Genomic DNA, 24,906 nt, shown 5'->3' with positions numbered 1-24,906 from the left:
TTTACTTAGTTACAACATACTTATTTAAAGGGATGGTCATGACGAATCACTTTCGCCGTAGTGCGCTGCAGCTTGGCATGGCTGCGCTGTTTGCTTCTGCTTTTACTGCCCATGCTGCGGATATTCCGCAGGTTAACGTTACGGTAACCGATAAACAATGTGAGCCGATGAGCATTACGGTTAATGCTGGCAAAACACAGTTCATCATTCGAAACCACAGTCAGAAAGCGCTGGAATGGGAGATCCTGAAGGGCGTGATGGTGGTTGAAGAGCGCGAAAACATTGCGCCGGGATTCAGCCAGAAGATGACGGCCAACCTGCAACCGGGCGAATATGACATGACCTGCGGCCTGCTGACCAATCCGAAAGGGAAGCTGATTGTCAAAGGCAGCGCGACGGCAGATGCCGCACAGAGTGATGCGTTGCTGAGTCTGGGCGGTGCCATCACTGACTATAAAGCCTATGTGACCGAAGAGACCGCGCAGCTGGTTGCGGGAACCAAAGCCTTCACTGATGCCATTAAAGCGGGCGATCTGGAGAAAGCGAAGTCGCTGTATGCACCAACCCGTCAGCACTACGAGCGTATTGAGCCAATTGCTGAGCTGTTCTCCGATCTTGACGGCAGTATCGATGCCCGTGAAGACGACTACGAACAAAAAGCTGCCGATCCGAAATTTACCGGCTTCCACCGTCTGGAAAAAGCGCTGTTTGGTGATAACTCGACCAAAGGGATGGAGAAATACGCCGATCGGTTGAATACCGATGTGCTGGAACTGCAAAAACGCATCAGTGAACTGGCCTTCCCGCCGTCCAAAGTGGTTGGCGGCGCGGCAGGACTGATTGAAGAAGTCGCGGCCAGTAAAATCAGCGGCGAAGAAGATCGTTACAGCCACACTGACCTGTGGGATTTTCAGGCTAACGTTGACGGTGCGCAGAAGATAGTAAACCTGCTGCGTCCGCAACTGCAGAAATCCAACGCGGAGTTGCTGGCGAAAGTGGATGCGAACTTCAAAAAAGTGGACACCATCCTTGCCAAATATCGCACTAAAGACGGTTTTGAGACTTACGATAAACTGACCGATGCGGACCGTAACGCGCTGAAAGGCCCGATTACGACGCTGGCGGAAGATCTCGCGCAATTACGCGGTGTACTGGGTCTGGATTAAGCACCATGCAGCATGATGATAAAAACGGCGTGAGCGAACCGTCACGCCGACGTTTGTTGAAAGGAATGGGCGCGCTTGGTGGCGCGCTGGCATTAGCCGGTGGTTGCCCGGTTGCGCACGCGCAAAAACCGCAAAGCGCGCCGGGTACCTTGTCACCGGATGCTCGTAGCGAAACACAGCCTTTTTATGGTCCCCATCAGGCGGGTATTTTGACGCCGCAGCAGGCCTCAATGATGCTGGTAGCGTTTGACGTACTGGCGACCGACAAAGGTGATCTTGAACGACTGTTTCGCCTGCTGACGAAACGCATCGCCTTCCTGACCACCGGCGGACCGGCGCCGGAAACGGCGAATCCGCGTTTGCCGCCGATGGACTCCGGGATCCTCGGTGCCTTCATCGCGCCGGACAACCTGACCATGACGCTGTCGGTGGGGCATTCGCTGTTTGATGACCGCTTTGGGCTGCAGGCACAGATGCCAAAGACGTTGCAAAAAATGACCCGCTTCCCGAATGACTCGCTGGATGCGGCGCTTTGTCATGGGGATGTGCTGTTGCAGATTTGCGCCAACACTCAGGACACGGTGATCCATGCCCTGCGCGATATCATCAAGCACACGCCAGATTTACTGAGCATTCGCTGGAAGCGGGAAGGGTTTATTTCCGACCATGCAGCACGCAGTAAAGGTAAAGAGACCCCGGTCAATTTACTGGGCTTTAAAGACGGCACGGCGAACCCGGACAGCAGCGATGCAAAACTGATGCAGGACGTGGTGTGGGTAACGGCGGAGCAGGGGGAACCAGAGTGGACAATCGGCGGGTCTTATCAGGCTGTACGTCTGATTCAGTTTCGTGTCGAATTCTGGGACCGCACGCCGCTCAAAGAGCAGCAAACCATTTTTGGCCGCGATAAGCACTCCGGCGCGCCGCTGGGTATGCAGCACGAGCATGACGTGCCGGATTACGCCAGCGACCCGGAGGGCAATATTATTGCGCTGGACAGCCACATTCGTCTGGCGAACCCGCGTACGGCGCAGACGCAGTCAAGCCTGATGATGCGCCGCGGCTATAGCTATTCTCTCGGCGTGACGCCCTCCGGACAGCTTGATATGGGATTGCTGTTTGTCTGCTATCAACATGATCTGGAAAAAGGGTTTCTGACCGTGCAGAAGCGGTTGAATGGTGAAGCGCTGGAAGAGTACGTTAAGCCGATTGGCGGAGGTTATTTCTTCGCACTACCAGGTGTTAAGCAGGCCGATCGCTATCTGGGCCAGTCTTTGCTTGAAGCCTGACAGTGAAACCCCGTCTGCGGGCGGGGTATGCTGTGCCTCACGCTTATGAAAATATTCTTTTTTTATATGATCCGTTTTTTGAAATAATTTTGTAATATCCCCGTAAGAGACTGTTGCCAGCAGAAAATGAGAATTTAGTTAACGTCAGGTAAAATTATTGTTGCGTTATTGCTAAGTTCTGATGTAATTATACGTAATAGCGGTAGTTCCCGGCTGTGATACTTATTCACTATGGAGATCGCGAATGGTAAAGTCCTCTCGTGGACACGTTTCTGACAGTTATTGCCGTCCCTTACGCGGAAGTCTCTCTTCCGGTAGCAACCTCGTCACCGCTAAATTTCACTCACTTTCCTCTCTTACTCGTGTTACTGACGCCATATTCGGTGCGCGTAGCCGTGTGTGGTGTCTTTTCCAAAGGCAAGCTATGGCTTACAAGGAAGCCAACCCTCAGATGTTCGTGCGCATAATCGCGCTGCCAGCGGCGCGTGTGATGAATACCAACAACTCAAGGTGCTATCCATGGGAAGACAAAAAGCAGTGATCAAAGCTCGTCGTGAAGCAAAACGTGTGCTGAGACGGGACTCACGTAGTCATAAACAGCGTGAAGAAGAATCGGTCACCTCGCTTGTGCAGATGAGTGGCGTAGAAGCGATAGGCATGGCGCGCGACAGTCGCGACACCACGCCTGTCATGGCGCGCAATGAGGCTCAATCGCACTACCTGAATGCTATCGAGAGTAAACAACTGATTTTCGCTACGGGCGAAGCCGGGTGTGGTAAAACCTGGATCAGTGCGGCAAAAGCAGCAGAGGCCCTGATACATAAAGATGTAGACAGGATTATTGTCACCCGTCCAGTTCTGCAGGCTGATGAAGATCTCGGCTTCTTACCTGGAGATGTATCGGAGAAGTTTGCCCCGTATTTCCGGCCGATTTACGACGTCCTGGTAAAACGACTGGGGGCATCCTTTATGCAGTATTGCCTGCGACCTGAAATCGGTAAGGTGGAAATCGCGCCGTTCGCCTATATGCGCGGACGTACATTTGAAAATGCAGTGGTCATTCTCGACGAGGCTCAGAACGTCACTGCTGCGCAAATGAAGATGTTTTTAACGCGCCTCGGGGAGAACGTGACGGTTATCGTAAACGGGGACATTACCCAGTGCGATTTACCCTCTCACGTTCAGTCAGGACTCAGTGACGCGCTGGGCCGCTTTAAAGAAGATGAGATGATAGGGATTGTCCGCTTCAGTAAAGATGATTGCGTTCGCTCGGCGCTCTGCCAACGAACGCTGAATGCGTACAGTTAAGCACCATTGTGTTCAGAGCCCGGGAGACCGGGCTTTGTTTTTATTGTTACGCAAAGAACGAACACTGTGTTTTTTAATAATACCCCACAATGAATATAAAAATATTTAAGCCGAAGTGTGATTTATATTTCACCTTTACTAATTTCGATGGATAATATTAATTTGCAAGCTAATTGTCATTCATTCTTTTCTATGCTTCACTTATTCTTCGGAAATTCCGATCTTATTAAAAAATAATAAAGAATGTTTTTAGGTTGAAAAAATGATTTTCACCAGTATTATGATTTTCGCGTATTTTAGCTATAAATTACGCGGAGATAGTAAAATTTGTTATTTAAAATGGAACTTTATGTTTAAGGACATGTGAAGAGATATTTTTGATGAAAATAAAGTCATTGACATTTCTTTCCGCGATTGCGTGTTATATTCCTGTTGCATTAGCTGCCACCACAAAAGGATATGAAATCAAAGAGGAAACTGTGGTGGGTAACGGGGGGGTTATTGAAAATGCGACTATTATAAACCCCGGAACACTCTTTCTTAAAGACGGTGCTATGAGCAATAATATTACGGTTGAATCTGGCGGGTTCTTCTTTATCATCGATGGCATGGACTATTCCAGTACTATCGAGGCTGGCGGCTCTCAATATGTCGAATATGGTTTAGCAACAAAAACGACAGTTCGTGGAACACAAGATGTTTTCGCCAGAACAGAGGGTGTGAATATTGACGGCGGGACTCAGGAAGTTAGATTCTCTGGACTGGCGCATAATACTTATATAACCAATGGCGGTACACAAAATGTCGATGGCCGTGCAATCCTGACGGAAATTGCGGACGGCAAACAGGATGTAAAAAGAGGAGGAGTAGCTGATAGCACGACGGTTAGGGGAAAAGGTTATCAATACGTGGCAGGGAGTGCAGTAAACTCTGAACTTTACGATTCGAGCGAGTTGCATGTCGTTGCGGGTGGTCGGGCCTTATATACCAGACTCTATCATTCGAGTAAGGGCTTCATAAATGAAGACGGAACCGCAGAGAAAACCACTCTTAACGATGAAAGTTCACTTTATTTAAAGGGTGGAACCGTCGAAAGTGCAGATATTTTTGGCGGCTCTTTCTATGCCGAAACAGGTAAGGTCAAAGGTGATTTCAACATCCATGGTGGTCAGATGGTTCTTTATAAAGAGGCCATGACTGAAACCGCAAATGTTAAGGTTGGCGGCCAGGGCACACTCCGACTGAATGCGGGTGCCGAAGATGTTGCATATTCACTGAAAGCCCTGCAACTGGACGGCGGTAAAGTTTATTTGCATGACATGCCAGTTAGCAAAAGCAGTGGCTGGAATACCCTGACTCTGGATACGCTGGAAGGAAAAGGTGACTTTTACATGCAAACCAATGTGTCTGCGGGGAAAAGTGATCTTCTTGATGTGACTGGAAATGCCTCTGGCGCTTTCAATGTTTTTGTCGAAGATACGGGTTCTAGCCCGGATAAAGATCAAAGTCTGTTGCTGGTAAAAACAGCAAGCGGTGATGCAACATTTGCGCTGGGTAATAAAGATGGCGTAGTCGATTTGGGTACATACCAATACACACTGAAAGAAAAAGAAGAGGGCAAGTGGTCGCTTATTGCGGATCTGACCCAAAAGCCAGAACCTGAACAACCGGGACAATCTAAACCTGAACCGAATCCAGATTCTCCCGCTGATTCTGTACCGGTGGTGAAGCCACAGCCTGAGATCGTTAAAAAACGCATCACACCCTCAACGGCTGCCGTACTGAATATGGCCGCAGTGGAGCCGCTCGTATTCGATGCAGAACTGGATAGTGTGCGTGAACGTTTGGATGGTCGCGATTCATTCAGTCGGGATGGAGCCGTCTGGAGCACGGTTTACAATACGCGTGATGACGTATCCACTTCGGCGGGGGCGGGTTTCGATCACACGCTGAGCGGGGTGACGATTGGTGCGGATCGTCATTTCCAGCACGAGAACAGTGGAATAACGACAGGCGGATTTTTCAGTTACTCACATTCGAACGTAGGCTTCGACCGTGGCGGTAAAGGCAATGTGGACAGCTACGCGCTGGGCGCCTATGCAAGCTGGCAGCATAACAATGGTCTTTATGTCGACGGCATTGTGAAAGTGAACCGTTTTGAAAATGATGTCAAAGGCCGCATGACCGGTGGCGGCGCGGCAAATGGCAGCTACAGTGCATACGGCGCGGGTGCGCATCTTGAAAGCGGGATGCGTTTGTCCGCAGGCGACCTGGGCATAACGCCTTATGCGGCCTTTACCGGGTTTACCACCGACAGCAACAAGTACACCCTTTCAAACGGGATGCGTGCCGAAGTGGACAACACGCGTATCGCTCGAGCCGAAGCTGGCCTGAAAACCGATTATCATGTGACGCTGAATAATGGCGTTGAGATTCAGCCATGGGTGAAAGCGGCGGTGAGACAGGAATACGCTGATGACAACAAGGTTAATGTGAATGATGACGGACATTTCGTTAACGATCTGTCCGGAACCCGAGGGGTATACCAGGTGGGTATTCGCGCGAAATTCACTGAGGATCTGAGTGGACATCTTAGCGCCAGTTACGGCAGCGGGGCGGATGTTGAGTCTCCGTGGCGTGCGGCTGTAGGGATAAGCTGGTCGTTCTAATTAATGCTGCGTGCAGAGCCCGGGAGACCGGGCTTTGTTTTTTAAGCATTATAAAAGAGACTGCAATTCAGTGACCATCATCGAGGGTTCGAATGGAATCAATTCAACGTTAGCGACACCGGAGCGTTGAAAGGGATCCTGTGCCAGATAGTGTTTGAGTTGCTCCTCGTTATCGCATTTCGCGAGAATCACGCCTCCTGTTCGCGGGAGCCTGCGCCCGGAAGCCAGAAAAAGATTAGCGGCGTAACCTTTTTTTAACCATTCAACATGGGCGGGAAGTTGCGCATCAATTTCATGCAATGGTTTGACATAGGTTAAGACGACGACGTAAAGCACGCTCATTGTGTTGTCCACAAATATAAAAGGGATATCACATTAACATGATTAACGGCCGATTAAATCAAGCGCAGACAGGGGGGCATTCTGGGGGGGATTGACTCGCCCTGACGGGCAGCCACGGACCTGTGCAATATGCGAAAAAAAAGCCCGTACTTGCGTACGAGCTCTTTCTTAAATATGGCGGTGAGGGGGGGATTGACTCGCTTCGCTCGCCCTGACGGGCAGCCCGTTGTCGACCCCCGGTCGGGGATTCTCATCCCCCCCGATGGAGAACATAAAAGAAAAGAGCCGATACATAAGTACCGGCTCTCATCTGAAATATGGCGGTGAGGGGGGGATTCGAACCCCCGATACGTTGCCGTATACACACTTTCCAGGCGTGCTCCTTCAGCCACTCGGACACCTCACCATATTGTTGTTCCTAACATACCGGAACGGGCGCTAATTTAGGGAAATACACCGCCTGCGTCAATCAACTTTTCCAAAAAATCGTGCGTTTACACAAACTTCAAGCAACCTGTAGGTTAATTAAGCGGAAACTGCTTTTTTTGCCAGCGCCAGCGAATTTGCTATGCTGATGATTCCGTTGAAAACGATGACAATAAGTGCGCAAAATTTCGCACAGCAACCCGCAGGAGTCAGTATGGATATCATTTTCTATCACCCTACGTTTGATACCCCCTGGTGGATCGCCGCACTGGAAAACGCCATTCCTGGTGCCAGAGTCCGGGAGTGGAAGTCGGGCGATAACGATCCGGCAGATTATGCGCTGGTCTGGCACCCACCGGTAGATATGCTGGAAGGGCGTAAACTTAAAGCCGTGTTTGCACTTGGCGCCGGGGTGGATTCGATCCTGAGCAAACTGAAAGCCCATCCCACCATGCTGGATCCCGCTATTCCTCTCTTTCGTCTGGAAGATACCGGCATGGGCTTGCAAATGCAGGAGTACGCGGTCAGCCAGGTGTTGCACTGGTTTCGCCGCTTTGATGATTACCAGGCGCTTAAAAATGAGAGCCAGTGGCAACCGCTGCCGGAATATATGCGCGAGGAGTTTACCGTGGGGATCATGGGGGCTGGCGTGCTGGGGGCAAAAGTGGCTGAAAGCCTGCAGGCCTGGGGCTTCCCGCTGCGCTGCTGGAGTCGCAGCCGCAAAACCTGGCCAGGTGTCGAGAGTTTTGCGGGTACCGAAGAGCTGGGCGCGTTCCTCAGCCAGACCCGCGTGTTGATTAACCTGCTGCCCAATACGGCGGAAACGGTCGGCATCATCAATGGAAAACTGCTTGATCAGTTGCAGGATGGCGCTTATCTGCTCAATCTTGCGCGCGGTGTCCACGTTAACGAAGATGATCTGCTGACCGCGCTGAACAGCAAAAAACTCAAAGGGGCAATGCTGGATGTCTACAGTCGTGAACCGCTGCCAGAGGACAGTCCGCTGTGGAAACATCCGCGCGTGGCGATGACGCCACACATTGCCGCGGTCACGCGTCCTGCAGAAGCCGTTGCCTATATTTCCCGCACGATTTCACATCTGGAAAACGGTGAAGCGGTGACCGGACAGGTCGATCGCCAGCGCGGCTACTGAGGTATACCCGGCAGATGCCGGGTTTCGACTAATAAACGCAGGCGATTCCTGCTATCCTTGTCGAAAAATGACCACAGGAGAGAGACATGTATCCCGTTGACCTGCATATGCATACCGTCGCCAGTACCCATGCTTATAGCACCCTGAGCGATTACATCGCTCAGGCTAAACGCCAGGGACTGAAACTGTTCGCAATTACCGATCACGGCCCGGACATGGCGGATGCTCCGCACCACTGGCATTTTATCAATATGCGTATCTGGCCGCGCGTGGTGGATGGGGTAGGGATCCTGCGAGGCATTGAAGCAAACATCAAAAACATCGAAGGTGAAATTGACTGTACCGGTCCGATGCTCACCTCACTGGATCTGATTATTGCAGGCTTCCATGAACCGGTTTTCGCTCCCCACGATGAAGCTACCAACACACAGGCGATGATCGCCACCATGGCGAGCGGCGTAGTGCATATCATTAGTCACCCCGGCAACCCGAAATATCCTGTTGATATCACGGCGATTGCCCAGGCTGCGGCGAAATACGAGGTTGCGCTGGAGATTAACAACTCCTCCTTCCTTCATTCGCGCAAAGGCAGTGAAGCGAACTGTCGCGCGGTAGCGGCGGCGGTACGCGATGCCGGCGGCTGGGTGGCGTTGGGCTCAGATTCTCATACCGCCTTTACGATGGGTGACTTTAGCGAGTGCCTGAAAATCCTCGAAGACGTGAACTTCCCGGAAGATCGTATTTTAAACGTGACGCCGAAACGATTACTCAATTTCCTGGAATCGCGCGGTATGCCGCCGATTCCTGAATTTGCTGAACTTTAACTACCACGAGCTGGAATATTTTGATGAACGAGTTTTCTATCCTGTGCCGCGTACTGGGATCGCTGTATTACCGTCAACCGCAGGATCCTTTACTGGTTCCGCTCTTTACCCTGATTCGCGAAGGTAAACTCTCGGCAAGCTGGCCGCTCGAACAGGATGAACTGTTGGCGCGTTTGCAGAAAAGCTGCGATATGGCCCAACTGGCGGCGGATTACAATGCGCTGTTTGTCGGTGCGGAGTGTTCGGTGCCACCGTATCGCAGCGCGTGGGTGGAAGGCGCGACAGAATCTGAGGTGCGGACGTTCCTTTCCGCGCGCGGAATGCCACTTGCCGAAACGCCAGCCGATCATATTGGTACGTTGCTGCTGGCCGCTTCCTGGCTGGAAGATCAGTCTGCGGAAGATGAAAGCGAGGCGCTGGAAACCCTGTTCGCGGACTATATCCTTCCATGGTGTGGCTCTTTCCTCGGGAAAGTTGAAGCACACGCCACCACCCCTTTCTGGCGGACAATGGCGCCGTTAACACGCGATGCTATTGGCGCGATGTGGGACGAACTGGAAGAAGAGACGGACGCGTAAGTGTGATTTAAATCACCTTATGCTGCAACGTGTAATTTCCATTGCATGAATTGTGTGCGTGATCTCATTCATGTTGCCTGTTTCTGTTATCATGCGCGGCATGAACATACTTCTTTCCATAGCAATCACAACGGGCATTCTCTCCGGTATCTGGGGATGGGTGGCCGTCTCTCTTGGCTTACTGAGTTGGGCAGGATTTTTAGGCTGTACGGCCTATTTTGCTTGTCCGCAGGGCGGGTTAAAGGGGCTGGCCATTTCGGCTTCCACGCTGTTGAGTGGCGTGGTGTGGGCGTTGGTCATTATTTACGGTAGCGCGCTGACGCCGCATCTGGAACTGGTGGGCTATGCGATCACCGGCGTTGTGGCCTTCCTGATGTGTATTCAGGCAAAGCAGGTCTTGCTGTCATTTGTGCCGGGCACGTTTATCGGTGCCTGTGCCACGTTTGCCGGGCAGGGGGACTGGAAACTGGTCTTGCCTTCACTGGCAGTCGGTTTACTCTTTGGCTATGCCATGAAAAATAGCGGCCTGTGGCTGGCGGCGAGGCGAGAAAGACAAAGTACGCGCACGATAGCGGAAAATAAAAAAGCGTGAGGAAATCCTCACGCTTTTTTTATCTCTGTCATCAGGATTCCGGCGGTACCGACATATGACGGTATTTCACCAGAATATCGCTCTGGCGATCGGCTTTATTCTGCAAATCCCACAGCCCGCGATCGATACCATCGTTGATAAGGAAGATGACGCCCGTTTCAATGGCGGACATCAGGCATAACATCACCGGTTCATTGGAGGTGTAGCCAATTTCACCTTCCAGCAGCCTCTGGTAATCGATAAAGCGGAACACTCCTGCCTGCACTTCATAAGACAGAATGGTTTTACTGGTATTGACCGAGGAGAGGATCTCACCGGTGCTGACGTTGACCACGCGCAGGTTCACCGCGATCTGGTCAAGCTGGTACTGTGTGTCCGCGCCAATACCGAAATAACGTGCACCCACACCGCCAGATTTCACGTTACTTTCGTAACCGATAATCGACCCTTCAACCATGATATTTGCCGCCGTCAGCGACTGTAGCGGGATCCGGTTGTTGATGGCGACAGTCCCGTTTTCCTGGGCGGCACGAATGATTTTACGTTCATTCAGCAGGTTTTGCAGGCCCTGGCGCTCCAGCGGTACAAACCAGCGGGAATCTTTCAGCGCCGTAACCAGCATCGCGGTGGCGCTTTGCGGGACGGCGGTCGAGAAGTTACTGGCCGGGTAGGGTTTAAACTGTCCGGTTTCATCCTGAATGTTATACACCGAGACAAAAATTTTGCCCGTTGGCATGGGTAAATGCGTTAAATCCTTATAACTTTGCGCACGAGGCATTAATGTCGGCTTAGCGGCTTCTTTTGGCGGGGCGGTTAAGCATCCGCTCAGTAAAATGACGGCGACGAATACAAGTAAGCGCTGCATGATAATTGTCCTTACGAAGCGGTGCTTAGAAACCGGTGGAATCTGACTGTAAACCCGACACTTCTATCGTCGATGTTTTTCCCGTTTTCCTGTCCGTGACATTTAGCTGCAACTGACCATCACGGTTGGAAATATCAACAATGAAATCATTGGTCACCATCCTGCCGGGTTTCCCCGTGTTAATATTGGTCAACAGTCCGCCCAGTATTTGTGACTGAATGGCCTGAGTGAAGTTATCCAACGCGGAGGGAGTTTCAATTCCGTAATCGTCGTTATAACTGGGATCTTTATAAGAGTTCTGCGCCTGGGCGCTATTCAGTAAAAAAGAACCGTTATTGGGGTTTCCACCAAAGTTGGGATTGCGGAACTGGAAGGTCATATTTCCGGCCCAACTTAATGGCGAAATAAGCATGAGTACTACTACTGCATGTTTGACACGCATTACAGCCTCCGGACAAAAATCACTCTTTAAAATTCGTCATGCGTTAAATCGCCGGTACTCAATAGAGTTTGATCTATTTGCCGACGGTTTAAAGCGTCCTCGGTTTGCGCCAGCGCGAAGACAACAGTTTTTTCGAAGTCTCTTTTCGTTGGAAATAAAAAAGTCTGGAATATAACGTCCTGATTAACCGTTATGGTGATCCAACTTCCCCAACGTGCACTGGGTCGCTCATTGATAGTCAAATTGCCTGGATAGTCACTTTCCCATTTGTCGCTAAAAGCACGATAAAAATCGTGGCCAATAGACGAAACCGTGTGGTCAGTTAAGAGCCCAGGAACTTCAACTTCTACAGCCTGCGTAGCGCCGGCAGCGAGCAGAAACTGTGCCGCTACAAGCCAGGTCAAATAGCGTTTCATGGCTTTATCGCCTGAGGTTATCATTTGCCCACGAAACCGCCTGGGTACGATTTTTGACAGCTATCTTCTTGAAAAGATTATAGAGATGCGTCTTGACCGTATTCTCACTGATAAACAGTGAGCGCGCGATTTCGATATTAGAAGCGCCGATACGTAGCTTATTCAGGATCTCTTTTTCACGATGAGTCAGGAGAGCCGACTCTGTGCTGTTGTAGCGGTAGTTACCAGAGTGAGTGATCAGATAGCTGGCCAGTTTCTGTGAGAAGTAGCATTCTCCCCGCAGGATCCCCTGCAAACCGTTTACGACACGTTCTTCATCATCCGCTACATAAAAAACGCCATTGATATGCGGCCAGTTTTCAATATCCCGGTAGGGATAATCATCGGGGGTATTTAACAATAACGTCTTTAAATTATTGTTCTTCCGACTTAAGTTGTCTTGCCAGTAATGGATGAGCTTTTTATCCGCTTCCATCATATCGACTAAAACAATGCAACTGGTGGAAATATCATCCAGAGAACGTTGAATATTATGCAGTTTTCCGGTGAGTGCCAGAGATTGTTTTAAATGCTGCAATAATGCTGTGGCTTGCAGGGATGGTTTGGTGATCAACAATAATGTATGACTATGAATACTATGGACTTCATTAAACATGATGAAACCCCACTTTTTTTAGTCGCACACCTGACAGTTGCCTTTAGAAATCAGGCACCAGAAGTACTGACAGATGTTGCACTGCTGTGTGTAGTAAAATAGAGTCAGCCCGAACGGGTCAAAATATTAATACAAATGAACTACAACTGATTTCAATCTAGCCATTACAAATCTTAAAGCAAGTGTTAAACATGTAACGGAATGTAAAAATATATATTAATTTGTTAGTCTTAAGCTTTTTTTAAGTTTAGATTTGATAGAAAAGTTGTACATTCCGCTGTTATTGCACAGATTTAAAAAATCATACAAATTATATTAACACTATGAATTTAATATAAAAAGTCAAAATAATGCTAGTCCTTAATCTGATGATAAATTGCTACGTCATGACATCCGTTGATGTCGCGCATTTTGATGACGAAAAAAACGATGCTTGTCACGACTTGCTCATCTCTCACTTCTTAAACGACACAACATCACCTGGAAAGCCCACTGTACAGCCCATTGGTTGATGTCGCTAAAATGCATCAACGGTAAGTCTGTAAAAAATAAAATAAGCGTAAATAACAGGGTATTTGTGTCAAAATTAGCACTTTGGGGTGAGCGAATATATAAAAATACCACTGGCGGGTGAGTTATTTAAAATGTTTCCGCGGACATACTCTTCATCGTAACGCAGCGTTAACAAATTACGTTTAGCGTTAACAACAAAACTGATGAGAACGTTATTTTCTCGATGTACGACCAGGTCCAGGGTGACAACATGAAAAACAAATTGTTATTTATGATGTTAACAGTACTGGGTGCGCCTGGGATTGCTTCCGCAACAAGTTATGATTTAGCAAATTCGGAATATAACTTTGCGGTAAATGAATTAAGCAAGTCTTCATTTAATCAGGCAGCCATTATTGGTCAGGACGGCACTAATAATAGTGCAAAGATACGCCAGGACGGTTCTAAGCTTTTGTCGGTAGTTTCACAAGAAGGTGGAAACAACCGGGCCAAAGTTGACCAATCAGGAGCTTATAACTTTGCGTATATTGCTCAGTCGGGTAATTCCAATGATGCCAGTATTTCGCAAAGTAATTACGGTAATACTGCGATGATTATCCAGAAAGGTTCTGGAAATAAAGCAAATATTACTCAGTATGGTACTCAGAAAACAGCAGTTGTAGTGCAGAGACAGTCGCAAATGGCAATTCGCGTAACTCAACGCTAATACATTGACGACGCTTAAATCAATCCGATGGGGGTTTACCATGAAACTTTTACAAGTGGCAGCATTTGCAGCAATCGTGGTTTCTGGCAGTGCTCTGGCTGGTTCCGTTCCACAGTGGGGCGGCGGTGGCGGTAATCACGGCGGTGGCGGAAGCAGTTCTGGCCCGGAATCGACCCTGAGTATCTATCAGTTCGGGACCAATAACGCCGCACTTGCGCTGCAAAGCGACGCTCGTAAATCAGACACTACAATCACTCAGCACGGCTATGGTAACGGCGCCGATGTTGGCCAGGGTTCAGATAACAGCACCATTGATCTGACTCAGAAAGGCTTCAAAAACAACGCCACCATCGATCAGTGGAACGGCAAAAACTCGGATATTACTGTGAGCCAATACGGTGGACGTAACGCCGCGCTGGTTAACCAGACGGCTTCTGACTCCAGCGTTCTGGTTAAACAAGTTGGTTTTGGTAACAACGCCACGGCTAACCAGTACTAATTCAGTTTATGTGCTGAATATAAACAGGGCGAAAGCCCTGTTTTTTTTCGGGAGGACATCATGAACACCTTATTACTCCTTGCGGCGCTCTCTAATCAGATAACCTTTACGACAACCCAGCAAGGTGACATTTACACGATTACGCCGCAGGTTACCCTGACGCAACCCTGCGTGTGTCAGGTCCAGATTTTAGCCCTTCGCGAAGGCGTGGCGGGACAAAGTCAGTCACAACAGAAAAAGACCCTTTCTCTACCTGCTAATCAAGCCATTGATTTGACCAGACTCAGTTTAAATATCTCTGCACAAGACACCGTCAAAATCGTGGTTACGGTTTCTGACGGTCAATCGCTGCATTTATCACAACAGTGGCCGCCTTCTGCGAAATCGTCATAACTGGCTGATAATTTATGCGGTTACGGTGGCAGAGGTGAGGTGACTGAACTATGAATAGAGTGACGCGGAATGCGTGACTCCTGGGCGTAATCACCGTCAGGGAAAACATCACCCCTCAAGGATGAATGTTCATTGAGGAAACCATCATGCCGTTATCTGTCGCGCGTAAAACAAGCGTTCTGCTTTTCGGTCTTCTTGCCCTTAATTCGGTCGCCGCCATGGCGGGTACGAGTGGACAGGGTGGGGTTATTCATTTCGTCGGTCAAATTGTGGAGCCACCCTGTGAGGTGAGTCGGGTGCAGCAGCGCCTGGCAATGTCGTGCAATCACGAGGGGCACACGCAGACCCGCTATTATTCCCCGCAGGAATTGCTTAACGCGCCGCAGCACTTTAAACAAATCGCCGCGGTTGACCTGCACTACCTCAATGAACAGAAAACGCTGGCGGTGATGAGTATCGATTACCGCTGAATGGGCTGGTCAGACAAACTCACGAAAAAAGCGATTTCAAGGGAACCCCTGCTGTACACTTACAGAATAGAGTGAAGCAAGGAGATTCTATGGAATCGCGTATTCATGTTATCCAGGGGGATATCACCACCGTCGCGGTTGATGTCATCGTCAATGCCGCTAACTCATCACTGATGGGGGGCGGAGGCGTTGATGGGGCGATCCACCGCGCCGCGGGTCCCGCATTACTGGAAGCCTGCATGAAGGTCAGGCAGCAGCAGGGCGAGTGCCCAACGGGTCATGCGGTGATCACGCTTGCGGGTAACCTTCCCGCCAAAGCGGTCATTCACACCGTCGGCCCAATCTGGCGCGGCGGCGAGCATAACGAAGCGCAACAGTTACAGGATGCGTACTTCAATAGCCTGAATCTGGCGCTGGCCAATGGCTACACCTCTATTGCATTCCCGGCAATCAGCACCGGAGTCTATGGATATCCGCGTGCGGCGGCGGCAGAAATTGCACTCAAGACCGTTTCGGAATTTATTACCCGTCGCGCTTTACCTGAGCAGATATACTTTGTCTGTTATGACGAAGAAACAGCCCGACTCTACCAGCGTTTACTCACCCAGCAAGGCGATGAATGAACTGACCCGGCTCGCCCGCGCAACAGCTCCTCTGTGTGAAAATCATCCCGGAGAGTGTGGCATTCTTGCGCTGGATGACAGTCTGGACGCCTTTGCCGCCCGCTATCGTCTGGCGGAAATGGCGGAGCGTACGCTGGATGTTCAGTACTACATCTGGGAAGACGACATGTCCGGGCGGCTGTTGTTCGCCGTTCTGCTGGCGGCGGCAAAACGCGGCGTCCATGTGCGCCTGTTGCTTGATGACAACAACACGCCGGGGCTGGATAACACCCTGCAACTGCTTGACGCTCATCCCAACATTGAAGTTCGCCTGTTTAATCCGTTCTCTTTTCGCATGCTACGAATGTTGGGCTATCTGACCGATTTTGCCCGGCTCAATCGGCGGATGCATAACAAAAGCTATACCGCAGATGGTGTCGTCACCCTGGTGGGCGGGCGAAACATAGGCGATGCCTATTTCGGCGCGGGGGAGGAACCGCTATTTTCCGACCTGGACGTGATGGCGATAGGCCCCGTCGTCAGGGAGGTCGCGGAGGATTTTGAACGCTACTGGCGCTGCGCGTCGGTCTCGACGTTGAAATCGGTGCTGGCACTGTCGGAGCAAGAAATCACCGAGCGCATCGAGTTACCCGAGAGCTGGTACAATGACCCGATCACCCGCCGATACCAGCATAAACTGGAAACCAGCGCCTTTATGACCCATCTCGATCGCGGGGCGCTACCGCTCATCTGGGCGAAGACCCGGCTGTTAAGTGACGATCCTTCAAAAGGCGAGGGGAAAGCGCAGCGTCACTCTTTGCTGCCACAACGATTGTTTGACGTGATGGGCTCACCAGCAGAACGGATTGACATCATCTCTGCCTATTTTGTCCCGACCCGGGCAGGCGTCGCCCAGTTGCTGAAACTGGTGCGTAAAGGCGTCAAAATTGCGATCCTCACCAACTCACTAGCCGCTAATGATGTGGCGGTGGTGCATGCTGGTTACGCGCGCTGGCGGAAAAAACTGTTACGTTATGGCGTAGAACTGTACGAGTTAAAGCCGACGCGTGAACGCGACATCGTCCTTCACGATCGCGGACTGACCGGTAATTCCGGCTCCAGCCTGCACGCCAAGACGTTCAGCATTGACGGGCGTAAAGTGTTCATTGGCTCGCTCAATTTTGATCCGCGTTCCACGTTGTTGAACACCGAGATGGGCTTTGTGATTGAAAGCGAGACGCTGGCGACGCTGATCCACCGACGATTCACCGAAAGCCAACGCGATGCGGCCTGGCAACTGCGGCTCGATCGCTGGGGGCGAATCAACTGGGTGGATCGACAGCAGGACCAGGAGCTGGTGTTAAAAAAAGAACCCGCCACAGGATTCTGGAAGCGGGTTCTGGTACGACTGGCAACGCTATTGCCTGTCGAGTGGCTGCTTTAACGTAGCAGCAAGCGTTAGCTGGTCACTTTTTTGCTTTGTTCCTGCCTGACCGCCGGCTTACCGGAGAACAGGAATTTGAACAGCGGAATGCGCAAATGAATTTCGTACAATACCAGTGCGATACCCACGACAAAGATCAGTCCGCAGAGAAAGCCCAGCAGATTCGACCTAATATGCGGCGTGATCCACGCACCGTAAAACAGCGTTAACGGATGATGCACCAGATAGATAAACAGCGACGCATTGACAAAATAGGTGACGCGGGCTGACTGGAAATTGAGTAAACGATGGCCGAGGGAAAACACCACATTGACCATCCATAATCCGAGCACCATGGTGATGACATATTCCGTTTCGTACATCCAGGCGTCGCCACTGCCGTAGCGCTGATTCAGCAAATAGGCGATGAAGGCGAAAACCGCCCCCAGCGTACATCCCCGGGAAGGCGTGGTGAAAAGGGCCTTCAGTTCGGGTGAGATAAAGGCCAGCGCGCCCAGCATAAAGAAAGGCACATAAAAGAGCGTTTGCATCGCGACGAAATTAAACAAGCCGTCACTGAGAATCGGTGGATAAACAATGAACAGCGTCCGTCGCACCACCGCGTAACCCATACCCAGGAAGAAAAAGATCAGCGTCAGTTTGCCCATCGACACGGCGGCCAGCCGTTTTTTATCCGATTTTTCCAGATTTTTTCGCATCCGGCTAAATACCCACAAACTGACGGTTGTTAATACCACCAGTACCAGTAAAAACCAGAGATGAGAAATTAACTCCCAGACCAGCGTATTATATTTTTCATACAGCGAGAGTGAATGCCAGCTATCGGCTTTACCTTTGACATATTGCAACATAATAAATTGCGGCAACGTCAGCAAAGGAATAGCGGTAAGCATTGGAATACCCACGCGTTCGACGCGTACTTTCCACCAGCGATTCAGCGGATAACGCAGGAATAACATGTACGAAAAATAACCGGAAATAACGAAAAAGACCTGCATCCGGAAGGAATGGATAAAATCATTAAACAGGGTCAGCCACCATGAGGGCTCAGCGCTGTTCACATGCCAGCTATGGCCGGAATAGATCAATGAGATATGGAAGGGAATACCCAACAACATCAGCCAGGCGCGGATGGAGTCAAGAAAATATTCACGCTGTGCGGGTACGGGATTCATAGAGGTTTTCGTATTCTCAGATTCTCAGACTAATCGTCTTATCCCTAAGCCGATTAATAGTTACAGTCGGTGGCAACCCTACACGAAGAACAACGACCTGTCTCCAGGATAAGCACGCAAAGTGAAAAAGGGTCCGGCGAGGTGCCTAAACCATGAGCCAGCGTGCTGAACAATGCAGGGATTCAGTTGTCCTAATGCCTGATTATCCATTAAAATAGATCGGATCGATATAAGCACACAAAGGGGGAAGTGCTTACTAATTATGAAACATAAATCACAAATGATGAAAATGCGTTGGTTGGGTGCGGCAGTCATGTTAACGCTGTACACGTCGTCGGCCTGGGCCTTCTCCATCGATGACGTTGCAAAGCAAGCTCAATCCTTAGCCGGTAAAGGCTATGAGGCGCCAAAAAGTAACTTGCCCTCCGTTTTCCGCGACATGAAATATGCGGACTATCAGCAGATCCAGTTTAATCGCGATAAAGCTTACTGGAGCAATCTCAAGACCCCATTTAAGCTCGAATTTTACCACCAGGGTATGTACTTCGACACACCGGTCAAAATCAATGAAGTCACGGCAACCGCTGTCAAAAGAATCAAATACAGCCCGGACTACTTTAACTTTGGCGATGTGCAGCATGATAAAGACACAGTAAAAGATCTCGGCTTTGCGGGTTTCAAAGTGTTGTACCCGATCAACAGCAAAGAGAAAAATGATGAAATCGTCAGTATGCTTGGCGCGAGCTATTTCCGCGTTCTGGGTGCCGGTCAGGTTTATGGTCTGTCTGCACGCGGTCTGGCCATTGATACCGCGCTGCCCTCAGGTGAAGAATTTCCCCGCTTCCGTGAGTTCTGGATCGAACGTCCAAAACCGACTGACAAACGCCTGACGATTTATGCATTACTGGACTCTCCGCGAGCGGCCGGGGCCTATCGTTTTGTGATAATCCCTGGACGTGACACCGTCGTCGACGTGCAATCGAAAGTCTACCTGCGCGATAAGGTCGGCAAACTGGGCGTGGCGCCGTTAACCAGTATGTTCCTGTACGGGCCGAACCAGCCTTCTCCGGCAACCAACTACCGTCCGGAACTGCATGACTCCAACGGCTTGTCGATTCATGCCGGCAACGGCGAATGGATCTGGCGTCCGCTGAATAACCCGAAACATCTTGCGGTGAGCAGTTTTGCAATGGAAAACCCGCAGGGGTTTGGCCTGCTGCAGCGTGGCCGTCAGTTCTCACGCTTTGAAGATCTCGAAGACCGTTACGATCTGCGCCCAAGCGCCTGGATCACGCCAAAAGGCGAGTGGGGCAAAGGTAAGATTGAACTGGTTGAAATTCCAACCAATGATGAAACCAACGATAACATCGTGGCTTACTGGACGCCGGATCAACTGCCTGAACCGGGCAAAGAGATGAACTTCAAATACACCCTGACGTTTAGCCGCGATGAAGACAAACTTCATGCGCCAGATAACGCCTGGGTGCAGCAGACACGTCGTTCCACCGGCGATGTCAAACAGTCGAATCTCATTCGCCAGCCTGACGGCACGATAGCCTTCGTGGTGGACTTCACCGGCACGGACATGAAAAAACTACCGCAGGATACTCCGGTCACCGCGCAAACCAGCATCGGTGATAACGGCGAGATCGTGGAAACAACGGTGCGTTACAACCCGGTCACTAAAGGTTGGCGTATGACGATGCGCGTGAAAGTGAAAGATGCGAAGAAAACCACTGAAATGCGTGCTGCATTGGTCAATGCCGATCAGACGTTGAGTGAAACCTGGAGCTACCAGTTACCTGCCAATGAATAAGACAACTGAGTACATTGACGCCTTGCCGCTCTCGGACATCGAGAAAGCGGCATTGCCGAAAACTGACATTCGCGCGGTGCATGAAGCGCTGGATGCCGAGCATCGCCGTTACTCGCGAGAAGACGATTCACCGCAGGGTTCTGTCAAAGCCCGTCTGCAACAAGCCTGGCCAGACTCGCTGGGCGAAGGGCAACTGATCAAAGATGACGAAGGGCGCGACCAGCTTCAGGCGATGCCGAAAGCCAAACGGTCATCAATGTTTCCCGATCCCTGGCGTACCAACCCGGTTGGGCGTTTCTGGGACCGCCTGCGTGGGCGTGACGTCACGCCGCGCTATCTGGCGCGGCTGACCAAAGAAGAGCAGGAAAGTGAGCAGAAGTGGCGTACCGTCGGCACCATTCGCCGTTACACGCTGCTGTTGCTGACGTTGGCGCAGACGGTCGTCGCGACCTGGTACATGAAGACGATTCTGCCGTATCAGGGCTGGGCGCTGATCAATCCGGCGGATATGGTCGGGCAGGACCTGTGGGTCTCCTTCATGCAGTTGCTGCCGTATATGCTGCAAACCGGTATTTTGATCCTCTTTGCAGTGCTGTTCTGCTGGGTTTCTGCCGGGTTCTGGACCGCGCTGATGGGCTTCCTGCAATTGCTGATTGGGCGTGATAAGTACAGTATTTCGGCGTCAACGGTTGGGGATGAACCGCTGAATCCGCAGCACCGTACCGCGCTGATTATGCCGATCTGTAACGAAGACGTTGATCGCGTTTTTGCGGGCCTGCGCGCCACATGGGAATCGGTAAAAGCGACCGGCAACGGCGAGCATTTTGATGTCTACATTCTCAGTGACAGCTACAACCCCGATATCTGCGTCGCAGAGCAAAAGGCGTGGATGGAACTGATTGCTGAAGTGCAGGGCGAAGGGCAGATTTTCTATCGCCGTCGTCGCCGTCGTGTGAAGCGTAAAAGCGGTAACATTGATGACTTCTGCCGTCGCTGGGGCAGCCAGTACAGCTACATGGTGGTACTGGACGCTGACTCCGTCATGACCGGTGAATGCCTGAGCGGTCTGGTGCGTTTGATGGAAGCGAACCCGAATGCCGGGATCATTCAGTCATCGCCGAAGGCGTCCGGCATGGACACCCTGTATGCTCGCTGTCAGCAGTTTGCGACGCGCGTATATGGACCTTTGTTCACCGCCGGTTTGCACTTCTGGCAGTTGGGTGAATCCCACTACTGGGGCCACAACGCCATCATCCGCGTGAAGCCGTTCATTGAACACTGTGCGCTGGCGCCGCTGCCGGGTGAAGGCTCTTTCGCCGGTTCTATCCTGTCGCACGACTTCGTGGAAGCGGCGCTGATGCGTCGTGCAGGGTGGGGCGTGTGGATTGCTTACGATCTGCCCGGCTCCTATGAAGAGCTGCCGCCAAACCTGCTGGACGAACTGAAGCGTGACCGCCGCTGGTGTCACGGCAACCTGATGAACTTCCGTCTGTTCCTTGTGAAAGGGATGCACCCGGTTCACCGCGCCGTGTTCCTGACCGGGGTGATGTCTTATCTCTCCGCGCCATTGTGGTTTATGTTCCTCGCGCTGTCGACCGCGCTGCAGGTGGTACACGCGCTCACCGAGCCGCAATACTTCCTGCAACCGCGCCAGCTGTTCCCGGTCTGGCCGCAGTGGCGTCCTGAACTGGCGATTGCGCTGTTTGCTTCAACGATGGTGCTGCTGTTCCTGCCTAAACTGCTGAGTATTCTGCTCATCTGGTGTAAAGGCACCAAAGAGTTCGGTGGATTCATTCGCGTCACCCTGTCGCTGCTGCTGGAGGTGCTGTTCTCCGTGCTGCTGGCGCCGGTGCGCATGCTGTTCCACACCGTCTTCGTGGTGAGCGCCTTCCTCGGTTGGGAAGTGGTCTGGAATTCGCCGCAGCGCGACGATGACTCGACTCCGTGGGGCGAAGCGTTTATGCGTCACGGTTCGCAGTTGCTGCTGGGGCTGGTGTGGGCGGTCGGAATGGCGTGGTTGGATCTGCGCTTCCTGTTCTGGCTGGCACCGATTGTCGTCTCGCTGATCCTGTCGCCGTTTGTCTCGGTGATCTCCAGCCGTTCAACGGTCGGTTTGCGTACCAAACGCTGGAAGCTGTTCCTGATCCCGGAAGAGTATTCGCCGCCGCAGGTACTGGTGGATACCGATAAGTATCTGGTGATGAACCGTAAACGCGCGCTCGACGATGGCTTTATGCATGCGGTGTTCAACCCGTCGTTTAATGCGCTGGCAACGGCGATGGCGACGGCACGTCATCGGGCAAGCCATGTGCTGGAAATTGCCCGCGATCGTCACGTCGAACAAGCCCTGAACGAAACGCCGGAAAAACTGAATCGCGACCGCCGTCTGGTACTGCTGAGCGATCCGGTGACGATGGCACGTTTACACTATCGTGTCTGGAACTCGCCAGAGAAGTATTCATCGTGGGTGAGTTACTATCAGGACATTACCCTGAACCCGCAGGCGCTGAAAAATCAGTAGGCGCCATCCGGCTGAATCATCTGAAAAATACCGGCCTGCGCCGGTATTTTTTTATACTGAAGAAAACGAATGATGAGGTATCACGTGCGACTCATAGCGGTGGGTATCATGGTAATGCTATTAAGCGGGTGCGGCAGCATTATCAGTCGGACAATCCCCGGGCAGGGGCATGGCAACCAGTACTATCCGGGAGTGCAGTGGGACGTCCGGGACTCAGCATGGCGCTATGTCACCATCCTCGATCTGCCCTTCTCGCTGGTGTTTGATACGCTGCTGTTGCCGCTCGATATGCATCACGGCCCTTACGAGTAATTACCGTTCATCCCACTCATCGGCTGCGGTTTGACCCTCTTCGGTGTCCAGCGGGGGCTCAAGCTGAAATTCACCTTCATCCCATTCGTGCAGCGTATTCTCTTCCAGCCATTCCTGGCGGATCTCTATCTCATCATAATCGCCGTCAAAGACGCTTTGGGCAGCTTCGCCACTGAGCATCGGCAGGCATTCGCCTTCCTCTCCTTCGTCGGCAAAAAACTCGACCTGCCACATGATGTCGCCATCCTGTAGCACGTACTTTTGCACGTTAAGCTGCTGTACATTGGCTTCGTCCTGCTCAAGCTCAGGATGGTCCGCCATAAATTCTTCACGGGCTGAGTCAATGGCTTCTTCCAGCGTTGCATACATGGTCATCAGAGTCTCCCTTTGATTTGACGAGGTATTCAGGGAAAGAATAGCTGATTCTCCGGTTATGCAAGTATGAATGCTGAAAAATCATCCCACGGTTCGCGAGAGCGCGCGACGGCGCAGGCTGTTCCAGGAATAAATGGCGTTAAACAGCACCACCCCGGCGGTGACCAGAAAGACCGCGCGAAAGCCATAGTTAGCGGAAATCGCTGCGCCCATTAATGGGCCGGTCACGTTGCCAATATCGCGAAACGACTGGTTATAACTGAAGATGCGCCCGGCAATTTGGTTTGTAGAGTTGTAGACCAGCAGCGTCTGCACCGCCGGTAGCAGCGCGCCGTCGGCAGCTCCCAGTAAAAAACGCAGTACCGCCAGTTGCCACGGGGTCTGAACAAAGGACATCGGGATCAGCAGTAAAACAGAAAGAATCAGCGCGACGATGAGGATTTTCTCCGGTCCGATGCGGTCCCCCAGCTTGCCTAACCGTGGCGCGCTGAGTAACGCGGCGACGCCGGGCACGGAGGCGATCATCCCGCTGATAAACGCAATATTACTGACGTTACCTGCCAGTTCCCGCACGTAAAGCGTCAGAATTGGCGCAATGGACCCGGTCGCCACCTGGATAATCAGTGTTGTGACAAACAGACTCAGTACCAGTTTCGGGTTTTTAAGCGTGGCGACCACTTCCCGGACGCGCAGCATCTCTTTCTTGCTGATCGGTTTATAGTTCTCGCGAATAAAAAACAGCGTCAGTAAAAAACAGATCAGCAGTACCGTTGCGGTGATGAAGAAAACCGGGCGCAGGCCATACTGGTCGGCGAGCAGGCCGCCCGCCAGCGGGCTGAGCAGCGCACCGCTGACGCCGCCAGTAGAGAGCGTTCCCAGCGCCCAGCCGCTTTTATTACGCGGGACCTGGGTGGCGATCAGCGCGTTGGCGTTGGGGACGAATCCGCCCAGCAGTCCAAGCAGCGCGCGCAGTACCAGAAACTGCCAGATATTCTGCGCAACGCCCATCAGCAACATCACTATCGCCATCCCCAGCGCAGAGCGCAGCAGCATTATCTTTCTGCCTTTACGGTCAGCGAGTCCGCCCCAGAAGGGAGAGGCGATAGCGGAGAAAAGAAACGTAATACTGAAAACCAGCCCGGACCACATATTGAGCGCACTGTGGCCCGTCACGCCGAGTTGTTCGACGTATAACGGTAAAAACGGCATCACCAGGCTAAATGCGGCGCCGGTTAAGAAACAGCCGAGCCAGGCGACGGTGAGATTACGTTTCCAGTTGATGGGGGTATCAGAGGGTGACATAGCGATCCGCGTGTGATGCGCTGTTAGCGCGATCGGGCAAAAAAACGAATATA

At 51.5% G+C, this 24,906-nt stretch carries 24 protein-coding genes, 1 tRNA gene and 2 pseudogenes; 18 read left to right on the top strand and 9 right to left on the bottom strand.

Translation table 11 applies throughout. The annotated features are described in order from the left end of the window. The first annotated feature begins 38 nt into the window (after positions 1-38). The 5 genes and pseudogenes from efeO to GBC03_20060 all read left to right on the top strand — a co-directional run bounded on the left by efeO (position 39) and on the right by GBC03_20060 (position 6,432). Complete coding sequence (gene efeO, locus GBC03_20080; protein ID QFS72336.1) at positions 39-1,166, top strand: iron uptake system protein EfeO; 1,128 nt, start codon at positions 39-41, stop codon at positions 1,164-1,166. A 5-nt stretch (positions 1,167-1,171) separates the two neighbouring features. Then, entirely contained in the window at positions 1,172-2,455 is a 1,284-nt protein-coding gene (efeB, locus tag GBC03_20075; protein ID QFS72335.1) for a deferrochelatase/peroxidase EfeB, read from the top strand. Between the two features lie 399 nt (positions 2,456-2,854). Further along, entirely contained in the window at positions 2,855-3,763 is a 909-nt protein-coding gene (phoH, locus tag GBC03_20070; GenBank protein QFS72334.1) for a phosphate starvation-inducible protein PhoH, read from the top strand. 380 nt (positions 3,764-4,143) lie between these two features. After that, positions 4,144-5,397: pseudogene (locus GBC03_20065) on the top strand (autotransporter outer membrane beta-barrel domain-containing protein). Between the two features lie 25 nt (positions 5,398-5,422). Further along, positions 5,423-6,432 (top strand): annotated as a pseudogene (locus GBC03_20060) (autotransporter outer membrane beta-barrel domain-containing protein). Between the two features lie 48 nt (positions 6,433-6,480). Here the strand turns inward: GBC03_20060 and GBC03_20055 are convergent. After that, positions 6,481-6,774, bottom strand: a complete 294-nt coding sequence (locus GBC03_20055) for a hypothetical protein (protein QFS72333.1) — start codon at positions 6,772-6,774, stop codon at positions 6,481-6,483. A gap of 318 nt (positions 6,775-7,092) precedes the next feature. After that, a tRNA-Ser gene (locus GBC03_20050) sits at positions 7,093-7,180 on the bottom strand. Between the two features lie 234 nt (positions 7,181-7,414). Between GBC03_20050 and ghrA the strand changes: the two genes are divergently transcribed. From ghrA to GBC03_20030, 4 genes are all read left to right on the top strand, one after another. Further along, positions 7,415-8,353, top strand: coding sequence for a glyoxylate/hydroxypyruvate reductase GhrA (ghrA, locus tag GBC03_20045; GenBank protein QFS72332.1), 939 nt, complete (start codon positions 7,415-7,417; stop codon positions 8,351-8,353). Positions 8,354-8,439: 86 nt separating this feature from the next. Continuing rightward, positions 8,440-9,177 carry a PHP domain-containing protein gene (locus GBC03_20040; protein QFS72331.1) on the top strand — a complete coding sequence of 246 codons (738 nt, stop codon included), beginning with the start codon at positions 8,440-8,442 and terminating at the stop codon, positions 9,175-9,177. A 23-nt stretch (positions 9,178-9,200) separates the two neighbouring features. Then, positions 9,201-9,755, top strand: a complete 555-nt coding sequence (locus tag GBC03_20035; protein QFS72330.1) for a molecular chaperone — start codon at positions 9,201-9,203, stop codon at positions 9,753-9,755. Positions 9,756-9,855: 100 nt separating this feature from the next. Then, a complete protein-coding gene (locus tag GBC03_20030) occupies positions 9,856-10,347 on the top strand; it encodes a DUF1097 domain-containing protein (GenBank protein QFS72329.1) in 492 nt (163 codons plus the stop codon). Positions 10,348-10,378: 31 nt separating this feature from the next. Here the strand turns inward: GBC03_20030 and csgG are convergent, their stop codons facing one another. From csgG to csgD, 4 genes are read right to left on the bottom strand one after another with little or no spacing between them, the layout of a single operon-like run. Next, positions 10,379-11,212 carry a curli production assembly/transport protein CsgG gene (csgG, locus tag GBC03_20025; protein ID QFS72328.1) on the bottom strand — a complete coding sequence of 278 codons (834 nt, stop codon included), beginning with the start codon at positions 11,210-11,212 and terminating at the stop codon, positions 10,379-10,381. Between the two features lie 25 nt (positions 11,213-11,237). Further along, positions 11,238-11,654 (bottom strand): curli production assembly/transport protein CsgF, encoded by a 417-nt coding sequence (csgF, locus tag GBC03_20020; GenBank protein ID QFS72327.1) that lies wholly within the window; start codon positions 11,652-11,654, stop codon positions 11,238-11,240. A gap of 26 nt (positions 11,655-11,680) precedes the next feature. Further along, positions 11,681-12,070: a curli production assembly/transport protein CsgE gene (gene csgE, locus GBC03_20015; protein ID QFS72326.1), complete on the bottom strand. Its 390-nt coding sequence runs from the start codon at positions 12,068-12,070 to the stop codon at positions 11,681-11,683. A 4-nt stretch (positions 12,071-12,074) separates the two neighbouring features. Beyond that, on the bottom strand, positions 12,075-12,725 hold the full coding sequence (gene csgD, locus GBC03_20010; protein ID QFS72325.1) for a transcriptional regulator CsgD: 651 nt from the start codon (positions 12,723-12,725) through the stop codon (positions 12,075-12,077). Positions 12,726-13,488: 763 nt separating this feature from the next. Here csgD and csgB point away from each other — a divergent pair. The 6 genes from csgB to GBC03_19980 all read left to right on the top strand — a co-directional run bounded on the left by csgB (position 13,489) and on the right by GBC03_19980 (position 17,352). Beyond that, positions 13,489-13,944, top strand: a complete 456-nt coding sequence (csgB, locus tag GBC03_20005; GenBank protein QFS72324.1) for a curlin minor subunit CsgB — start codon at positions 13,489-13,491, stop codon at positions 13,942-13,944. A 40-nt stretch (positions 13,945-13,984) separates the two neighbouring features. Beyond that, positions 13,985-14,443, top strand: a complete 459-nt coding sequence (gene csgA / locus GBC03_20000) for a curlin major subunit CsgA (GenBank protein QFS72323.1) — start codon at positions 13,985-13,987, stop codon at positions 14,441-14,443. A 60-nt stretch (positions 14,444-14,503) separates the two neighbouring features. Beyond that, on the top strand, positions 14,504-14,836 hold the full coding sequence (gene csgC, locus GBC03_19995; GenBank protein QFS72322.1) for a curli assembly protein CsgC: 333 nt from the start codon (positions 14,504-14,506) through the stop codon (positions 14,834-14,836). Between the two features lie 218 nt (positions 14,837-15,054). Beyond that, on the top strand, positions 15,055-15,306 hold the full coding sequence (locus GBC03_19990; GenBank protein QFS74079.1) for a type 1 fimbrial protein: 252 nt from the start codon (positions 15,055-15,057) through the stop codon (positions 15,304-15,306). An 89-nt stretch (positions 15,307-15,395) separates the two neighbouring features. Then, a complete protein-coding gene (locus tag GBC03_19985) occupies positions 15,396-15,929 on the top strand; it encodes an O-acetyl-ADP-ribose deacetylase (protein QFS72321.1) in 534 nt (177 codons plus the stop codon). Beyond that, on the top strand, positions 15,871-17,352 hold the full coding sequence (locus GBC03_19980) for a phospholipase D family protein (protein ID QFS72320.1): 1,482 nt from the start codon (positions 15,871-15,873) through the stop codon (positions 17,350-17,352). Before GBC03_19985 ends, GBC03_19980 begins: the two co-directional genes overlap by 59 nt. A gap of 14 nt (positions 17,353-17,366) precedes the next feature. Here GBC03_19980 and mdoC read toward each other — a convergent pair whose 3' ends face one another. Then, positions 17,367-18,527 (bottom strand): glucans biosynthesis protein MdoC, encoded by a 1,161-nt coding sequence (gene mdoC / locus GBC03_19975; protein QFS72319.1) that lies wholly within the window; start codon positions 18,525-18,527, stop codon positions 17,367-17,369. 280 nt (positions 18,528-18,807) lie between these two features. Here mdoC and mdoG point away from each other — a divergent pair, with 280 nt between their 5' ends. The 3 genes from mdoG to GBC03_19960 all read left to right on the top strand — a co-directional run bounded on the left by mdoG (position 18,808) and on the right by GBC03_19960 (position 23,176). Further along, positions 18,808-20,343: a glucans biosynthesis protein MdoG gene (gene mdoG, locus GBC03_19970; GenBank protein QFS72318.1), complete on the top strand. Its 1,536-nt coding sequence runs from the start codon at positions 18,808-18,810 to the stop codon at positions 20,341-20,343. Then, on the top strand, positions 20,336-22,864 hold the full coding sequence (mdoH, locus tag GBC03_19965) for a glucans biosynthesis glucosyltransferase MdoH (protein ID QFS72317.1): 2,529 nt from the start codon (positions 20,336-20,338) through the stop codon (positions 22,862-22,864). The genes mdoG and mdoH overlap by 8 nt, the downstream gene beginning before the upstream one ends. Before the next feature lie 84 nt (positions 22,865-22,948). Further along, entirely contained in the window at positions 22,949-23,176 is a 228-nt protein-coding gene (locus tag GBC03_19960; protein ID QFS72316.1) for a YceK/YidQ family lipoprotein, read from the top strand. Here the strand turns inward: GBC03_19960 and GBC03_19955 are convergent, their stop codons facing one another. Beyond that, complete coding sequence (locus tag GBC03_19955) at positions 23,177-23,551, bottom strand: secY/secA suppressor protein (GenBank protein ID QFS72315.1); 375 nt, start codon at positions 23,549-23,551, stop codon at positions 23,177-23,179. It abuts the gene before it with no gap. Between the two features lie 81 nt (positions 23,552-23,632). Then, complete coding sequence (gene mdtG, locus GBC03_19950; protein ID QFS72314.1) at positions 23,633-24,853, bottom strand: multidrug efflux MFS transporter MdtG; 1,221 nt, start codon at positions 24,851-24,853, stop codon at positions 23,633-23,635. Between the last annotated feature and the right edge of the window lie 53 nt (positions 24,854-24,906).

The sequence above is a fragment of the Citrobacter telavivensis genome, from assembly GCA_009363175.1.
GTDB lineage: Bacteria > Pseudomonadota > Gammaproteobacteria > Enterobacterales > Enterobacteriaceae > Citrobacter_A > Citrobacter_A telavivensis.
This window is presented reverse-complemented; position numbering and strand designations above follow the sequence as displayed.

Excerpts from the sequence above, each read along its gene's own strand:
- efeO (QFS72336.1), top strand. The coding sequence starts at position 39 with ATGACGAATCACTTTCGCCGTAGTGCGCTGCAGCTTGGCATGGCTGCG.
- efeB (QFS72335.1), top strand. The coding sequence starts at position 1,172 with ATGCAGCATGATGATAAAAACGGCGTGAGCGAACCGTCACGCCGACGT.
- GBC03_20055 (QFS72333.1), bottom strand. The coding sequence starts at position 6,774 with ATGAGCGTGCTTTACGTCGTCGTCTTAACCTATGTCAAACCATTGCAT.
- ghrA (QFS72332.1), top strand. The coding sequence starts at position 7,415 with ATGGATATCATTTTCTATCACCCTACGTTTGATACCCCCTGGTGGATC.
- GBC03_20040 (QFS72331.1), top strand. The coding sequence starts at position 8,440 with ATGTATCCCGTTGACCTGCATATGCATACCGTCGCCAGTACCCATGCT.
- GBC03_20035 (QFS72330.1), top strand. The coding sequence starts at position 9,201 with ATGAACGAGTTTTCTATCCTGTGCCGCGTACTGGGATCGCTGTATTAC.
- GBC03_20030 (QFS72329.1), top strand. The coding sequence starts at position 9,856 with ATGAACATACTTCTTTCCATAGCAATCACAACGGGCATTCTCTCCGGT.
- csgG (QFS72328.1), bottom strand. The coding sequence starts at position 11,212 with ATGCAGCGCTTACTTGTATTCGTCGCCGTCATTTTACTGAGCGGATGC.
- csgF (QFS72327.1), bottom strand. The coding sequence starts at position 11,654 with ATGCGTGTCAAACATGCAGTAGTAGTACTCATGCTTATTTCGCCATTA.
- csgE (QFS72326.1), bottom strand. The coding sequence starts at position 12,070 with ATGAAACGCTATTTGACCTGGCTTGTAGCGGCACAGTTTCTGCTCGCT.
- csgD (QFS72325.1), bottom strand. The coding sequence starts at position 12,725 with ATGTTTAATGAAGTCCATAGTATTCATAGTCATACATTATTGTTGATC.
- csgB (QFS72324.1), top strand. The coding sequence starts at position 13,489 with ATGAAAAACAAATTGTTATTTATGATGTTAACAGTACTGGGTGCGCCT.
- csgA (QFS72323.1), top strand. The coding sequence starts at position 13,985 with ATGAAACTTTTACAAGTGGCAGCATTTGCAGCAATCGTGGTTTCTGGC.
- csgC (QFS72322.1), top strand. The coding sequence starts at position 14,504 with ATGAACACCTTATTACTCCTTGCGGCGCTCTCTAATCAGATAACCTTT.
- GBC03_19990 (QFS74079.1), top strand. The coding sequence starts at position 15,055 with ATGGCGGGTACGAGTGGACAGGGTGGGGTTATTCATTTCGTCGGTCAA.
- GBC03_19985 (QFS72321.1), top strand. The coding sequence starts at position 15,396 with ATGGAATCGCGTATTCATGTTATCCAGGGGGATATCACCACCGTCGCG.
- GBC03_19980 (QFS72320.1), top strand. The coding sequence starts at position 15,871 with ATGACGAAGAAACAGCCCGACTCTACCAGCGTTTACTCACCCAGCAAG.
- mdoC (QFS72319.1), bottom strand. The coding sequence starts at position 18,527 with ATGAATCCCGTACCCGCACAGCGTGAATATTTTCTTGACTCCATCCGC.
- mdoG (QFS72318.1), top strand. The coding sequence starts at position 18,808 with ATGATGAAAATGCGTTGGTTGGGTGCGGCAGTCATGTTAACGCTGTAC.
- mdoH (QFS72317.1), top strand. The coding sequence starts at position 20,336 with ATGAATAAGACAACTGAGTACATTGACGCCTTGCCGCTCTCGGACATC.
- GBC03_19955 (QFS72315.1), bottom strand. The coding sequence starts at position 23,551 with ATGACCATGTATGCAACGCTGGAAGAAGCCATTGACTCAGCCCGTGAA.
- mdtG (QFS72314.1), bottom strand. The coding sequence starts at position 24,853 with ATGTCACCCTCTGATACCCCCATCAACTGGAAACGTAATCTCACCGTC.